12 protein-coding genes are annotated in these 14690 nt (G+C 52.3%); 7 read left to right on the top strand and 5 right to left on the bottom strand.

From position 1 onward, the window contains the following. Positions 1 to 6: 6 nt before the first annotated feature. Entirely contained in the window at positions 7 to 2022 is a 2016-nt protein-coding gene (gene ligA, locus QNN88_RS04820) for an NAD-dependent DNA ligase LigA (RefSeq protein WP_414239185.1), read from the top strand. 1 nt (position 2023) lies between these two features. Further along, on the top strand, positions 2024 to 2242 hold the full coding sequence (locus QNN88_RS04815) for a DUF3820 family protein (RefSeq protein ID WP_414239184.1): 219 nt from the start codon (positions 2024 to 2026) through the stop codon (positions 2240 to 2242). Here QNN88_RS04815 and QNN88_RS04810 read toward each other — a convergent pair. Beyond that, entirely contained in the window at positions 2239 to 3237 is a 999-nt protein-coding gene (locus tag QNN88_RS04810) for a bile acid:sodium symporter family protein (RefSeq protein WP_414239183.1), read from the bottom strand. The genes QNN88_RS04815 and QNN88_RS04810 overlap by 4 nt on opposite strands. An 89-nt stretch (positions 3238 to 3326) precedes the next feature. Between QNN88_RS04810 and QNN88_RS04805 the strand changes: the two genes are divergently transcribed. Continuing rightward, positions 3327 to 4253 (top strand): LysR family transcriptional regulator, encoded by a 927-nt coding sequence (locus QNN88_RS04805; RefSeq protein WP_414239182.1) that lies wholly within the window; start codon positions 3327 to 3329, stop codon positions 4251 to 4253. Here QNN88_RS04805 and QNN88_RS04800 read toward each other — a convergent pair. Continuing rightward, positions 4244 to 4582, bottom strand: coding sequence for a FlxA-like family protein (locus tag QNN88_RS04800; RefSeq protein WP_414239181.1), 339 nt, complete (start codon positions 4580 to 4582; stop codon positions 4244 to 4246). The two genes, QNN88_RS04805 and QNN88_RS04800, sit on opposite strands and share 10 nt — an antisense overlap. A gap of 233 nt (positions 4583 to 4815) precedes the next feature. Between QNN88_RS04800 and xapA the strand changes: the two genes are divergently transcribed. From xapA to QNN88_RS04780, 4 genes are all read left to right on the top strand, one after another. Next, on the top strand, positions 4816 to 5649 hold the full coding sequence (gene xapA / locus QNN88_RS04795) for a xanthosine phosphorylase (protein WP_414239180.1): 834 nt from the start codon (positions 4816 to 4818) through the stop codon (positions 5647 to 5649). A 64-nt stretch (positions 5650 to 5713) separates the two neighbouring features. Then, a complete protein-coding gene (locus QNN88_RS04790; RefSeq protein ID WP_414239179.1) occupies positions 5714 to 6970 on the top strand; it encodes a nucleoside permease in 1257 nt (418 codons plus the stop codon). 98 nt (positions 6971 to 7068) lie between these two features. Then, on the top strand, positions 7069 to 7953 hold the full coding sequence (locus QNN88_RS04785; RefSeq protein ID WP_414239178.1) for a LysR family transcriptional regulator: 885 nt from the start codon (positions 7069 to 7071) through the stop codon (positions 7951 to 7953). A 284-nt stretch (positions 7954 to 8237) separates the two neighbouring features. Beyond that, positions 8238 to 8891 carry a hypothetical protein gene (locus tag QNN88_RS04780; protein WP_414239177.1) on the top strand — a complete coding sequence of 218 codons (654 nt, stop codon included), beginning with the start codon at positions 8238 to 8240 and terminating at the stop codon, positions 8889 to 8891. Positions 8892 to 9085: 194 nt separating this feature from the next. On the opposite strand, the gene QNN88_RS04775 is transcribed toward QNN88_RS04780, so the two are convergent. From QNN88_RS04775 to QNN88_RS04765, 3 genes are all read right to left on the bottom strand, one after another. Continuing rightward, the gene (locus tag QNN88_RS04775) at positions 9086 to 9430 is read right to left on the bottom strand and encodes a hypothetical protein (protein ID WP_414239176.1); all 345 of its coding nucleotides are present in this window, start codon (positions 9428 to 9430) and stop codon (positions 9086 to 9088) included. A 334-nt stretch (positions 9431 to 9764) separates the two neighbouring features. Next, positions 9765 to 9953 carry a hypothetical protein gene (locus QNN88_RS04770; RefSeq protein WP_414239175.1) on the bottom strand — a complete coding sequence of 63 codons (189 nt, stop codon included), beginning with the start codon at positions 9951 to 9953 and terminating at the stop codon, positions 9765 to 9767. 552 nt (positions 9954 to 10505) lie between these two features. Then, a complete protein-coding gene (locus QNN88_RS04765; protein WP_414239174.1) occupies positions 10506 to 14666 on the bottom strand; it encodes an RHS element core protein in 4161 nt (1386 codons plus the stop codon). Positions 14667 to 14690 lie beyond the last annotated feature (24 nt).

The raw sequence follows: 14690 nt of genomic DNA, 5'->3' as shown, positions 1-14690 counted from the left end.
TGCGATATGGAATCAATCGAACAACAACTGACCGAACTGCGAACCACGCTTCGCCATCATGAGTATCTTTACCATGTGATGGATGCGCCAGAAATCCCCGATGCAGAATATGACCGCCTGATGCGCGAACTGCGTGAACTGGAAGCGCAACACCCGGAGCTGATCACCCCCGACTCTCCGACGCAGCGTGTGGGTGCCGCACCGCTGGCCTCTTTTAGCCAGATTCGTCATGAAGTTCCGATGTTGTCGCTGGACAACGTCTTTGATGAAGAGAGTTTTCTGGCGTTTAACAAGCGTGTGCAGGACCGTTTAAAGAGCAGCGATAAGCTCACCTGGTGCTGCGAGCTGAAACTGGACGGCCTTGCGGTCAGCATCCTGTACGAAAATGGCGTACTGGTAAGCGCGGCAACCCGCGGCGACGGTACGACCGGTGAAGATATTACGTCTAATGTGCGCACTATCCGCGCCATTCCGTTGAAACTTCACGGCGATAACATTCCGGCACGCCTGGAAGTGCGTGGCGAAGTGTTTCTGCCGCAGGCGGGTTTTGAGAAGATCAATGAAGATGCTCGCCGTACGGGCGGTAAGCTGTTTGCTAACCCGCGCAACGCGGCGGCAGGCTCGCTGCGCCAGCTCGATCCGCGCATTACCGCGAAGCGACCGCTCACTTTCTTCTGCTATGGCGTTGGCGTGCTGGAAGGCGGCGAATTGCCGGATACTCATCTCGGTCGCCTGCTGCAGTTCAAAGCATGGGGGCTGCCGGTCAGCGACCGCGTAACCCTGTGTGATTCACCGGAGGCGGTGCTGGCGTTTTACCACAAGGTGGAAGCGGATCGCCCAACGCTGGGCTTTGATATTGACGGCGTGGTGATTAAGGTCAATTCATTGGCGCTGCAGGAGCAACTGGGTTATGTCGCGCGTGCACCGCGCTGGGCGGTGGCCTTTAAATTCCCGGCGCAGGAACAGATGACCTTTGTTCGTGACGTGGAGTTCCAGGTCGGGCGTACCGGGGCGATTACCCCCGTTGCGCGTCTTGAACCGGTACAGGTCGCGGGCGTGCTGGTGAGTAACGCCACGCTGCACAATGCCGATGAAATTGAGCGTCTTGGCCTGCGCATTGGCGATAAGGTGGTGATTCGCCGTGCCGGCGATGTTATTCCGCAGGTGGTTAACGTGGTGCTTTCCGAACGTCCGGAAAATACGCGGCCAGTAGAATTTCCGACGCATTGCCCGATATGCGGTTCAGACGTTGAGCGCGTGGAAGGCGAGGCAGTGGCCCGTTGTACTGGCGGACTCATTTGCGGCGCGCAGCGTAAAGAATCTCTCAAGCATTTTGTGTCTCGTCGCGCGATGGATGTGGACGGGATGGGCGACAAAATTATCGACCAGTTGGTTGAGAAAGAGTATGTCCATACGCCGGCGGATCTGTTTCGGCTGACTGCCGGTAAACTGACCGGCCTTGACCGGATGGGACCAAAGTCGGCACAAAACGTGGTGGATGCGCTGGAAAAATCGAAATCCACCACCTTTGCCCGTTTCCTGTATGCACTCGGTATCCGTGAAGTTGGAGAGGCCACGGCCGCCGGTCTGGCCGCTTACTTCGGTACTCTGGAGGCGCTGGAAGCCGCCTCCATTGAAGAGCTGCAAAAAGTCCCGGATGTGGGCATTGTGGTCGCCACCCATGTGTTCAATTTCTTTGCTGAAGAGAGCAATCGCGATGTCATTGCGCAACTGCTGGCTGAAGGCATTCACTGGCCTGCACCGGTGGTAATCAATGCTGATGAGATTGACAGTCCTTTCGCCGGAAAGACGATTGTACTGACCGGTAGCCTGAGCCAGATGTCACGGGATGACGCCAAAGCGCGGCTGGTCGAACTTGGCGCGAAGGTGGCGGGCAGCGTCTCGAAGAAGACCGATCTGGTCATCGCCGGCGAAGCGGCCGGTTCCAAACTGGCAAAAGCGCAGGAGCTGGGGATTGCAGTGATTGACGAAGCGGAAATGCTCCGCCTGCTGGGTGTCTGAGATGGAAAAAGAGCAGCTCGTTGAAATTGCCAACACGGTGATGCCGTTTGGTAAATATAAAGGGCGTCGGCTGATAGACGTGCCGGAAGAGTATCTGCTGTGGTTTGCCCGTAAGGAAGAGTTCCCGGCGGGCAAACTGGGCGAGCTGATGCAAATTACGCTGCTAATCAAAACCGAAGGGCTGAGCCAACTGGTTCAGCCCTTGAAACGCCCGCTTTAAGCTTTTGCGGCGCGGCTGTCCTGTTGCGCCTGTAACTGTTCGGTCTGGCGCTTATAGCGACGCGCCAGCACCGCACAGACCATCAACTGGATCTGGTGGAAGATCATCAACGGCAAGACCATCATCCCAATGACGGACGTAGGGAAAAGGATGTTGGCCATCGGCACGCCGTTCGCCAGACTCTTTTTCGACCCGCAGAAGACAATCGTGATTTCGTCCGCTTTGTTAAAGCCGCATTTGCGTGCCACAAAAATATTCACGGCTATCACAATGGCAAGCAGTACGATGCTGACCACGACGATAAACAACAGCGATCCCCAACCCACTTTGTGCCAGATCCCGTTAACCACGGCTTCGCTGAAGGCGGAATAGACCACCAACAAAATCGACGTTTGATCGGTTTTTGCAATCCATTTTTTATTTCGCGCGACCCACTTGCCGATCCACGGGCGGGAAAGGTGCCCGAGCACAAACGGCAGCAGCAGTTGCAGCATGATTTTGCCGACCTGCTCAAGGCTGCCTTCTGCGCCGTGAATATTCATCACCAGACCAACCAACAGCGGCGAGAGGAAAATCCCCAACAGGCTGGAGGCCGATGCTGAGCAGACCGCCGCCGCAACGTTACCGCCCGCCAGAGACGTAAAGGCAATCGCCGACTGGACGGTGGCAGGCAAAATGCACAGATACAGAAAGCCGGTGTACAGCATCGGATCAACGTTGACCGGCGCCCACCATGCAAACAATACGCCGAGCACCGGGAACAGAATGAAGGTGCTGCACATCACCCACAGGTGCAACCGCCAGTGGCTACCGCCCGCGATAATGGCTTCGCGCGAGAGTTTCGCTCCGTGCATAAAGAACAGCAGCGCAATGGCGGCAGTGGTGATGCCTTCAACAACAGGCACAAAATCTCCCTCAGCGGGAAAAAATGACGCCAGCAGAACGACCGTAACCAGGGTCAGGGTAAACGGATCGAGGATACGAAAAATATTCATAACAACTCCAGCAATTCAGTGCCACCATTTTGCGTTTTTCATTTTGAGAAATAAAATTGATTTATTGCATCTATATATGAATCGAATCGATGAATTATTCACTGCGTCAACTTCGGGTGTTTGTCACTGTAGCTCAGGAAAAAAGTTTTAGCCGTGCTGGGGAGTGTATTGGCCTGAGTCAATCGGCAGTGAGCCACAGTATTAAAGAGCTTGAACGCCAGACGGGCGTCAAACTGCTGGATCGCACGACGCGAGAAGTGGTGCTGACGGACGCCGGTCAACAACTGGCGGGCCGTCTGGAGCGACTGCTGGATGAGCTGCACATCACGCTGCGGGAAGCGGGCAGGGTGGGAACGCAACTCACCGGTACGGTCCGCGTGGCGGCAAGCCAGACGATCTCCGCTCACCTCATTCCGCAATGCATAGCGCAAAGTAACTTGCGCTATCCGGCGATCGATTTTGTCCTGCACGATCGCCCGCAGCAGTGGGTGCTGGAAAGTATCCGCCAGGGCGAAGTGGATTTTGGCATTGTGATTGATCCAGGCGCGGTGAGCGATCTGCAATGTGAAGCTGTGCTCTCCGAGCCTTTTCTCCTGCTTTGCCATGAGTCACACCCGCTGGCGAAACGGGAATGGGTGAACTGGCAGGATCTCCGGCAGGAACGGCTGGTCTTACAGGATTACGCGTCGGGGAGTCGACCGCTCATTGACGCGGCGCTCGCGCATTTTGCAATAGAGGCCAATATTGTGCAGGAGATTGGGCATCCGGCGACGCTGTTTCCGATGGTGGAGGCAGGAATAGGCATTAGCATTTTGCCTGCGCTGGCGTTACCGCTGCCGCAGGGGAGTCACTTGCAGGTGAAGCGACTGACGCCGGTGGTGGAGAGGCAACTGATGCTGGCGCGTCGCAAGAATCGCTCCCTGTCAACAGCCGCCCAGGCGCTGTGGGAAGTGGTCCGCACCCAGGCGAATGAACTAACCGCTTTACGTGCGCAGGATCCGCTTTATCAAATATAGATATCAATCTGATGGTCGTCGGAAGGATAATTAACGCCTTGCACGTTAACCTGGGCTTGCTCCTGCTTTTGCTGAGCCTCTTCGGCCTGCTGGCGCTGTAACTGTGCAAGCTGTGCCTGCAACACTTTGATCTGTGTCTGGATCATTTCTTGCTGCTTTTTCTTATCTTCCGTACTGCCGCTGCCGTCTGGTATTTCTTTGAGCTTTTGCGTCAGTTGGGTAATTTTCTCCGCAATCTGCGCGATTTGGGCAGCAATACTATTACCGGAGGCGGCTTTGGCCCCACCGCCGCTTTGTACGGAAGGGGTTGAGACGTTGATGGTCGTCATCGTGTTTTCCTTTTGCCATGAAAACCAGGATATCGGCACAAAATTGCAGACCTTGAGTACGCCCTGCCATTTCTGGCAGTGATGTTTACCTTCTCCCTGAGTTGTGAAAAACGCTATCAATATAAATTTGCTATCGATCGGCAGGAAAAAGTGTATTGGTAATCGATTGCGTACTCTCGCTATAACCCTTATTTACCCCCTACATATCAACTCGCCGATTTTAAGGACATCTTATGACTGATACCCCTTTTTCCCAGAATCCCTGGAACAGTGCTGATATTATCCGCGGCTACAAACCTGGTTTTACGCCGCGCGTGGCCTTTATTCTTGGGTCGGGTTTAGGCGCGCTGGCTGAGCAAATAGAAGATGCGGTGGCAATTTCCTACGAGAAGCTGCCCGGTTTTCCGGTGAGTACCGTTCATGGGCATGCGGGCGAGTTAGTGCTCGGTCATCTTGCCGGGGTTCCCGTTGCCTGTATGAAAGGGCGCGGACACTTCTATGAAGGACGAGGTATGACCGTTATGACCGATGCCATTCGCACCATGAAGCTTTTAGGTTGCGAACTGCTGTTTTGTACCAACGCGGCGGGGTCTTTGCGTCCGGAAGTGGGGCCTGGGAGCCTGGTGGCGCTGAGTGACCATATCAATACCATGCCTGGGACGCCGATGGTTGGCCCGAACGATGAGCGCTTTGGCGAGCGTTTTTTCTCGCTGGCGAATGCTTACGATGCTGATTATCGTGCGGTTTTGCAGACCGTTGCCGCTGACGAAGGCTTCACCCTGAATGAAGGCGTTTTTGTTTCTTATCCAGGCCCTAACTTTGAGACGGCCGCTGAGATCCGCATGATGCAGATTATTGGCGGCGATGTGGTGGGGATGTCGGTGGTGCCAGAAGTTATCACCGCGCGCCATTGCGGACTGAAAGTGGTTGCCGTGTCGGCGATCACCAATCTGGCGGAAGGGTTGGGGGATGTGAAACTCTCACACGCGCAAACCCTGGCGGCGGCTGAACTTTCACGACAGAACTTTATCGACCTGATTTGCGGGTTCCTGCGCAAACTGGCCTGAGACAGATAATAATAATGACCCCGCCAGCAGGCGGGGTTCGTACTCTACGGCAAGGAAGAAAAAAATGGGTATTGCGTCCCGATTAAAGATCATGTCGTTTATGCAATATTTTATCTGGGGAAGCTGGCTGGTCACCCTGGGCTCATACATGATTAACACCCTTCATTTTACCGGTGCCAATGTTGGCATGGTGTATAGCTCAAAAGGGCTGGCGGCGATTATTATGCCCGGCATCATGGGGATTATTGCCGATAAATGGCTACGTGCAGAGCGCGCTTATATGCTTTGTCATCTGCTCTGCGCGGGCGCGCTGCTCTATGCGACAACGGTAACTGACCCGGACACCATGTTCTGGGTAATGTTGATCAACGCAATGGCCTTCATGCCGACTATTTCGCTTTCCAACAGTGTCTCTTATTCCTGTCTGGCGCAGTCAGGGCAGGATCCGGTGACGGCATTTCCGCCTATTCGCGTTTTTGGCACAATTGGCTTTATCGTCGCGATGTGGACCGTCAGTCTGATGGGGCTGGAGCTGAGTAGTGCGCAGCTGTACATTGCGTCTGGCGCATCGCTGCTGCTGGCTGCCTACGCACTTACGCTGCCGAAAATTCCGGTCGCCGAGAAGAAAGCGAGTGCGTCGTTTGCCAGTAAACTGGGGCTCGATGCGTTTGTCCTGTTCAAAAATCCGCGGATGGCGATTTTCTTCCTGTTTGCCATGATGCTGGGCGCGGTGCTGCAAATTACCAACGTTTTCGGTAATCCCTTCCTGCACGACTTTGCCCGTGATCCGCAGTTTGCTGAAAGCTTTGTGGTGAAATACCCGTCCATCTTGCTGTCCGTCTCGCAGATGGCGGAAGTGGGCTTTATCCTGACTATCCCGTTCTTCCTCAAACGTTTTGGCATCAAAACGGTCATGCTGATGAGCATGCTGGCGTGGACACTGCGCTTCGGTTTCTTCGCCTTTGGCGATCCGTCGCCGTTCGGTTTTATCCTGCTTCTGCTGTCGATGATTGTCTACGGTTGCGCATTCGATTTCTTCAACATTTCAGGCTCGGTCTTCATTGAACAGGAAGTGGATTCGAAAATTCGTGCCAGTGCGCAGGGGCTGTTCATGACGATGGTTAATGGTGTCGGCGCGTGGGTCGGCTCCATCCTGAGCGGTATGGCAGTGGATTACTTCTCAGTGGATGGCGTGAAGGACTGGCAAACCATCTGGCTGGTCTTTGCGGCGTATGCCCTGGCGCTGGCGGTGATTTTTGCGCTGTGCTTTAAGTACAAGCATGAACCTGAAAAGCAGGCGCAGCCCTCGCTGGCCCGTTAATTCTCCTTTGCGGCGGGCGTATGCTGCCCGCCGTTCCTGTTCTGTAATGCAATGTGGTAATTTGGCGCATTCGTTTTCCCCTCAGGAGCGCATTACCCATGGAACGCACGCCTCGTATCGATCTCAAGTTACTGCGTTATTTTCTTGCTGTTGCCGAAGAGTTGCATTTTGGACGCGCCGCTGCTCGTCTGAATATGTCGCAGCCTCCATTGAGTATTCATATTAAGGAGCTGGAACAGGAGCTCGGCACGTTGCTGTTTATCCGCCATTCGCGCAGCGTAGCGTTGACCCATGCGGGGAAAATCCTGATGGAAGAGTCACGGCGTCTGCTTTCCAGCGCCAGCCAGGTGTTAGCACGCGTCGAACAAATTGGGCGCGGTGAGGCAGGGCGGATCGAACTGGGGGTGATCGGTACGGCGATGTGGGGAAAAATGCGCCCGGTAATGCGACGATTCCTGAAGGACAATCCCAACGTTGAGGTGATGTTCCGCGAGAATATGCCCGCGATGCAAATGGCTATGCTTGAGCGGCGTGAGCTTGACGCCGGCATCTGGCGAATGGCAACGGAACCGGCTCCTGGGTTTACCAGCCTGCGACTGCATGAATCCTCTTTTCTGGTTGCGATGCCGGAAGGTCATCCACTGACTGTGCGGGAGGCTGTACCATTAGAAGCCCTGCGTAACGAATATTTCGTCACCATGCCTTCCATTCATACCGACTGGGCATTCCTGCAACGCGTTTGCCAGAGCGCCGGATTCTCTCCGATGATTATTCGCGAAGTAATGGAGCCACAAACGGTACTGGCGATGATCAGTATGGGAATTGGCATTACGCTGATTGCCGACAGCTATGCGCAGATGAACTGGCCTGGTGTGGTATTCCGTCCATTAGAAGAGCGTATTCCGGCTGATTTGTACATTGTGTATGACCAGCAACAGGCGACACCTGCACTGGAACACATGATTGATGCCTTAACGGCGTAACGGGGACATCGCCTACTTTTTGGCTTCAACGTACCCGAAATGATCCCGGTTGTGATGCCAGGACATCTGGCAGTGGAGCAATCGTTGTATAGCATCACCGAGAGATCCGATGCTGTTGATGGTGATGCTGGGAGACTGGGGATATATGCTTGAACTAATGTCCGCAAGGATTACTCACAATTTCTTTAAACGAAAATGTAGTAAATTAGGTGCGCCAGGTGGAACTTAAATCTGTTCTTTTTTATTGAATTTTTCCGTTCGGGGCGTATGCTGAAGTAAATTAAATGGAGGTTATTATGTGCGAAAGGATATTAAGAAACTCTTCTTTTGATCACAAAGACGCTATTCTGAGAGACTGTCAGGAACTATTTACAGAGCCAGGATTATCTTCTGGGGCTGATCCTGTATTATTCAGATCGTTAACCTCCGGAGAGTTAAAGCTGGCGCAATCTCTATTTAAAAATATCATTAACTACGACAGAGTAAAAATATACTGTGACCACAATCATTCAAGGTATCAATCTAAAGTGATAACCAATACCCGAAATGGTGAAATTCTTTTGAGTATAAACGAGTATCAATCTGATTTTTCAGCTAATTATACAGACTACCATGATTCTGTAAAATATCCTCATTTATTTATATTTGCTATGTCTTTTGTCTGGCAATATTATCGGCATGACTCTTCTTTTCATGATAATACCTATGAATCAACACACTGGGATTCATATGATCTTGAAGAACCCCATTTTATTTTTTACTCTATGGAGCAACAGGCAGCAATGATTGCTGACTACTGGCTACTGAAAAAACATGATCTTATGGAGTATGAAAAATTAAGCAGCTATAAAAAACATGAGCAATTTAAATTTAATGTAAGAAAGGAGTTATTGGATAAATATGAATCTATTTTATGGGCGCATATTCGGATTGTGTAATGTTTTAGGTGATTTTATATATTCTTGTTGGCTATCATTAACTCCCCGCAATAATATGCTGATATTTTATAACAAATTATGAGGTGTCCAGCCTCATGGAGCCAATTGGGATCTTGTTCGGTAATGGAACAGTAGTTAGAAGTATATGGAACAACCTCGGCCTGCTTTTTTGTATAGCATATTTGCACGCATAGTCATCTTTCTTTCCATATATAGTTACTGGAGGAGCGGTTCCATTCTGAGTAAAATTTCGAGAATTCTATTTTATTTTTCCAGATAGCAGTTAATAGAACTGTACCAAATGGAGTAGGTGTTGTCTTTTTATTGATGTCTGCACCGTGAGAAATTAAAAATCCAGTTATTTCTTGAAGCTCATGAGTACCACAATAGGCCGAAATCATTAAAGGTGTTGCGGGATACTCTCCATCTGTAACCCCATTAACATCAGTTTTAGCTGCATTAACCAAGAAATAGACTGCCTCATTATTAGCCCTGCCTACAGCTAAACTAAGGGCTTCGCCTCGATCTTTAAGCGTCACATTTTTGCATTCTTAGATATATTCTTGTTTACACGCAGATCCATTAAGACTCTTTTCGCAAAACAACCATCTGTCCTTCAGTGCATTTATCGTCACAGGAAAACTAGCAACAGAACTTAAAGAAAAATTTCTCTCATATTCAAGTGAGTTATATGGATAACTGATTGTTATCAGTTATAGAAAAAATATTAAGAATATACTTTTAATAGGTATCATCTTTATTGCTCCCTTGCTTTAGCTTCTTGCTGCGCAGCATCATATGCATCCTTACCAAAATGTTCTACTGCAAGTTAATAAATACCAGCGGAGACATGGCACGGATCACTCCTACGGCTCAGGCTCCGCCTGAGCGTATTGTACCTCTTTTGACAAGATTTAAATCATTACAATCCTCTGCATAATATACAAGTCCAGCTTGTGGAGATTTCACCATTATCCCCGTTTTGAAATCTCTCCATTCATCTTTATCGAAACCTCTGGCAAACTCTTTGCTCTCAAAATTACATACAACAACACCGGTCATACCTCTTCCAAGAGTAACGATATCTCCTGGTAAAAAATTGTTATCATCTGGATACGTTGATTCCCCACAACCTACGGATTGGAGGTATAGCCGTATTCTCATTTTGTTGTCCGGTTCACATGAGTACATTGTAATTCGAATTCAGGAGTTCTTAATGAATTTGCACATATAGTATATTCCCAAACGCTCAACAATCAAGACTGCCGACAAAAACCAAGCATATAATGCAATATATGGCAATAATGAACCAATTATAATACTCGACCACAAATCATTTATTACAACATGAGGTGATGTTTTTATAGAAACATAAAAAAAACTTATCACTGATGAAACATAAGGAGTGATAACACAGAAAACCGCATCCATGAATATAGTTTTCTTCAAAAAAAACGTAATTCCAGAAATCAAAAACAAAACATAAAATACCGTCAAGTAATCGTAAGTGTAATGATTTAATGTTTTAAACACATATGTCTTCACAATAAAGAAATGAATAATTATTGACGAAATAAGTAAAGATAGGCGTGCTATTCTCATAATTAACACCGACTAATATGCTGGAGATATAAACCATGAACCCCATGGTTTATTTGGCTTAGGGTAACGGATATTTGACATAGCATCTTTCATTCCCCACGGCGTCTGAATTTTCCCTAGGTTTTTAAAAGGGCCAATGCCATTTAAAACACTACTGGAACATGATGCACAAAAAAATGGTGAACATCCACCTTGTTCATCTATAGCCTCTCTAATTTTCTTGTCCTCATCTGGAGTTATTTCGAAACTATAAACGTTAACATCCGAACCATCTTCAAATTGATATTTTAAAAAATTATTCAAATTAGCGTCACTTCCCAAGAAAGTACCACCACTTCCCGATGGTATTCCTTCGGGGGTCATATAAGATCCACCAGGATCATATAATAACTCGTTATCACCACTTCCCATATGCAAACCAACATGACCTATCCCATTATTATTAACAATAACATCCAGGTTATTTAACCCATAGGGATCTATAGCTAATACTGGATTCACTGGATATTTATAAAGATTCCACCCGCCTCGTAACCCTATCGGATCCTGAGTGATATACCGGCCCAGTAACGGGTCGTAATAACGATGTCGGTTATAGTACAGTCCTGTCTCTTTATCATACTGCTGCCCCGGCAGGCGGATGAGCTGTTCCAGGTTATGCGGATTATCTTCCCGCGGCATATTTCCCCATTCATCAAATTCTGCGCGCCAGGCAATCTGTCCTTTAATGTCAATCAGTGCCAGCGGCAGGCCCCGGTGGTCGCAGTGGTACAGGTGGATTTTGCGTTCCGGCGTGTATTCCGGCTCTGTCTGGTTTTGTATCTGCGCCGGCGTCAGGCCGCACTGTGCCAGCCACGCCCGGCTGGCTTCGCTGAGTTCCCCGTGCTGTAACTCCGCTTCCAGATTATCCACCATCGCCACCAGTTCCGGCGGGAAGGTCACGTTTGCTTCCTGCTGAAATTTCTCCGCCAGCGTGCGACGAGCTGCTTTTGCCAGCTCTCCGGTTGCCGTTTCAATACGGATGAGCGGCGTAAAGCTCCCCGGCTGGTACACCGTCTGAATACGTGTTTTGTCCGTCTGCGTGGTGGTCAGTTTATCGCCATCCTGGCCGTACCACACGGTTTCCTGCAGCGCCGGCTGTGAACACGAGCCATCGTGATATACCGTACATGCCCACACCCGTTTACTGACGCGGCGGCCCAGTGGGTCGTAAAGATAACGGCTTTCCGTCAGCACGTTGCCTGCCTGCATCCGGCGGTAGTGCACCAGTCGGTGCTGGTTATCGTAGCGGTAGTGATGTACGACGCTGCCGTGCGGGTGTATCCGGCGCTCGTTTTTCTCCGTCAGCCTGCCGTGTTCGTCATAATGATAAAAGTTCTCCACATCCTGGCTGATGCGGTTATCCGGGAAGCGTTCCGGCAGCATCGGGTATTTATCCCGTTCCGTTGTCCAGTTGCCCGCCGGGTCGGTGAACGTCCACTGCGCCAGGTCGTGGTGGGGCGACTGAATGTGTGTGCCGAGCAACCGCCCGGCGTCGCCGTACTGATAATCCCGCTGCTCATGCTGTCCGCTGATACGGACCAGCTGTCCGCCGCTGTTCCAGGTGTAGTCGCGGTTAAGCTGGTGAATGCTGAGGTGGTGGCTCTGTAGCTGACCGCCCGGGGTGTATGCCGTGGTCAGTTCATAGTCGCCGAAGCGGCGCTGCGTTTCGCGGTGCAGGTGGTCGCGGGTGAACTCAACCAGCGGCGTGTCGCCGAGTTTCATCCCGGCCAGATACCCGCTGCCGTACGTCAGCCACGCCACCGGGGGGAGGGTATCCGGCGTCACGCGGTCCGGCAGTCCCTTGTCACTGTAATCGTGCCGGGTTTCGTGTTGCCAGAGCAGTTCATTCGTCTCAGGGTTATGGACCGTCTGGCGTTCGTTGGTAAGGCGGCCCTGTTTATCGTACTCATACTGCACGGCGACGCGGTGGCCGTCGCTGAGATGGCTGACTTCGGTCAGCCAGCCGCGCGCGTTGTAGGTCCACTGTTCCGCCGGCTCATCATTGACGGTGCGGTGCGTCAGGCGGTCGGATGCATCGTAATGCCAGAGGGTGACGAGGCTTTCATCCTCGCTGCGGATAAGCTGTCCGGTAATACTGTACTGATAACGCTGCGTCCTGCCGTCGAAACCCGTTTCCTGCACCAGCCGGTCCAGCAGGTCATAAGCGAAGGTGGTGTGGCTATCGTTTTCGTTGGTCAGTTGGGTTATGCGGCCTGCGGAATCATATTCCACCCGGCGCGTCAGACCGTCCTGCGTGATGCTGAGGATCTTCCCCCATAAATCAACGGTGGTGTCGCTGCGGCTGCCGTCCGGGGAGATGACTGCTGTCAGGTCGCCTGCCAGGCTGTATTCGTAGCGCGTTTCCCGGCCCTGCGCGTCTTTCTGGCTGACCTGTCTGCCGCGATTATCATAAACCTGATGCAGGCTCAGGCCTTCCTCCCGGTGTGTGGCGGTCAGTTGCCCGAAGCGGTTGTATTCGTAGCGGGTCTGGTAGCCGGAGCAGTCGGTGAAGGTGAGCAGCTGCCCGTAGCGGCTCCACGTCATCTGTTTCCGGCTGCCGGTGGCGTCTTCGGTGGCCACCGGTAATTTGCTGTGAGAGTTGTCATAAAACCAGCGGGTGGTGGTGCCGTCACGCAGGGTTTCGGCAGTGAGCCTGCCCTGAGCATCGTATTCCTGCTGGCTTTGCAGGCCGTCCGGGTACACGGTGTCCGTCAACTGGCGCTGGCTGTTGTAGTAAAATTCAGTACGCCTGCCGTCTGGCCTGATGATTTCCTTCAACTGGCCAGAGCCGGGACTCAGGCGGTATTCCGTTTTGCGGCCCGCTGCATCGGTCTGCGCAATAAGTCTCCCTGCCGGGTCGTATTCACTGTGAATGGTGCTACCATCAGCGCGTTCCTGTTTCACTACCCGCTTCAGCCCGCCTTCGCCTTCGGTGTGCAGCACTTCCCGGCGGTTCAGGCTGTCGGTAATGGTGATGCGGTTCTGTTCATACGCATAGGTATAGCTTAATCCCTCCGGGTTACGCTGTTCCGTCACCCGCCCGGCGATGTCATAGCGATAGCGTATCTCCGGTCTGCCCGCATAACGGTGTGCCACCATGCGTCCCGGATGCGGCGGGTCATACGTAAAATGGCGTACTGCCGTGCCGCTGCGGTCGTATACCGTTGCCAGTTCGCCATGCGGGGAATAGTCGTAACGCGCCAGCGGCGCGGCGGGCAGATTATCCGGATATGCCGGGTCGTGCGTCAGCCATACTTCCGCCAGGCGCAGGCCGTTGTCCGCGCCGTAAGCTGTGGTGGGCAGTACGTCCGGGAAGGGAAGGGGTTTTGTGCCACTGGCGGCGGCCTGCTTCCGGTACTGTGCCGCCCGCTGCGCCTGTGTGGTCAGCATCAGGCGGAAGCGACGACCTGCGCCGTCTGTCACGGCGGTGATTTCTCCGACGGTCTCACCGATCGCAGCCCGATGGAAAACCATGGCACGCCCGAAATTATCCACCAGTGCTGTCAGCGTCCGGTACGGTGGCAGCGGGGCGGGTAAGATTTCATCCGGCGCGGGAACGTGTGCAGACCAGCCCAGAATCCACCACGGTCCCTGAACGCTGTTGGTCGCCAGATACACGTGTGGACTGGTGCGGATGTCTTCCGGCAACGACTGCCAGAGTCTGTGCAGCGGGTTGCTTTCATGCAGCGCCGGAACGCCGCCGCGCGCCAGCCAGAGCGACTCGCTGCGGCTGAAGGCAGTTTCTCCGGGAAACAGCGGGTCAAAGTGAATGCTTCTGCCGCCGTTGTCGTTGAGTATCAGTTCTTCATCGCGGATTTGTAAGCGGATATCGAAGGGGGCTTTCCAGCCGGGGCCAAAAACCCCCACTGGCGCAGGCGTTTTCGTCCGGTAGCTGTTGTAAGTCCTTGAGAGCACAAACGGCAACGGGCCGGGTAGGGCAAAATCCATTTCGCCGGGCTGTACCTTGGCACCCAGCAGCGGGTTGACCGGGTTGCCGGAGGTCATGCCGCCGGGGCAGACCGAACAGGCCACACCGGTAGGTGCGCCAATCATCACGCCCGCCGAGCCCTGGATTATCGGGCCGCCCTTCATGGTGCCGTCGCCCTGACGCGCGGCCGGTTTTCCGCTCATAGTCAAATCCTTCTGAATTGGTGA

It is taken from the genome of Citrobacter sp. ANG330 (assembly GCF_047467925.1).
Lineage (GTDB): Bacteria > Pseudomonadota > Gammaproteobacteria > Enterobacterales > Enterobacteriaceae > Citrobacter_A > Citrobacter_A amalonaticus_G.
This window is presented reverse-complemented; position numbering and strand designations above follow the sequence as displayed.

Bases quoted from the DNA above. Each gene is read 5' to 3' on its own strand.
- ligA (WP_414239185.1), top strand. From the start codon at position 7: ATGGAATCAATCGAACAACAACTGACCGAACTGCGAACCACGCTTCGC.
- QNN88_RS04815 (WP_414239184.1), top strand. From the start codon at position 2,024: ATGGAAAAAGAGCAGCTCGTTGAAATTGCCAACACGGTGATGCCGTTT.
- QNN88_RS04810 (WP_414239183.1), bottom strand. From the start codon at position 3,237: ATGAATATTTTTCGTATCCTCGATCCGTTTACCCTGACCCTGGTTACG.
- QNN88_RS04805 (WP_414239182.1), top strand. From the start codon at position 3,327: ATGAATTATTCACTGCGTCAACTTCGGGTGTTTGTCACTGTAGCTCAG.
- QNN88_RS04800 (WP_414239181.1), bottom strand. From the start codon at position 4,582: ATGACGACCATCAACGTCTCAACCCCTTCCGTACAAAGCGGCGGTGGG.
- xapA (WP_414239180.1), top strand. From the start codon at position 4,816: ATGACTGATACCCCTTTTTCCCAGAATCCCTGGAACAGTGCTGATATT.
- QNN88_RS04790 (WP_414239179.1), top strand. From the start codon at position 5,714: ATGGGTATTGCGTCCCGATTAAAGATCATGTCGTTTATGCAATATTTT.
- QNN88_RS04785 (WP_414239178.1), top strand. From the start codon at position 7,069: ATGGAACGCACGCCTCGTATCGATCTCAAGTTACTGCGTTATTTTCTT.
- QNN88_RS04780 (WP_414239177.1), top strand. From the start codon at position 8,238: ATGGAGGTTATTATGTGCGAAAGGATATTAAGAAACTCTTCTTTTGAT.
- QNN88_RS04770 (WP_414239175.1), bottom strand. From the start codon at position 9,953: ATGACCGGTGTTGTTGTATGTAATTTTGAGAGCAAAGAGTTTGCCAGA.
- QNN88_RS04765 (WP_414239174.1), bottom strand. From the start codon at position 14,666: ATGAGCGGAAAACCGGCCGCGCGTCAGGGCGACGGCACCATGAAGGGC.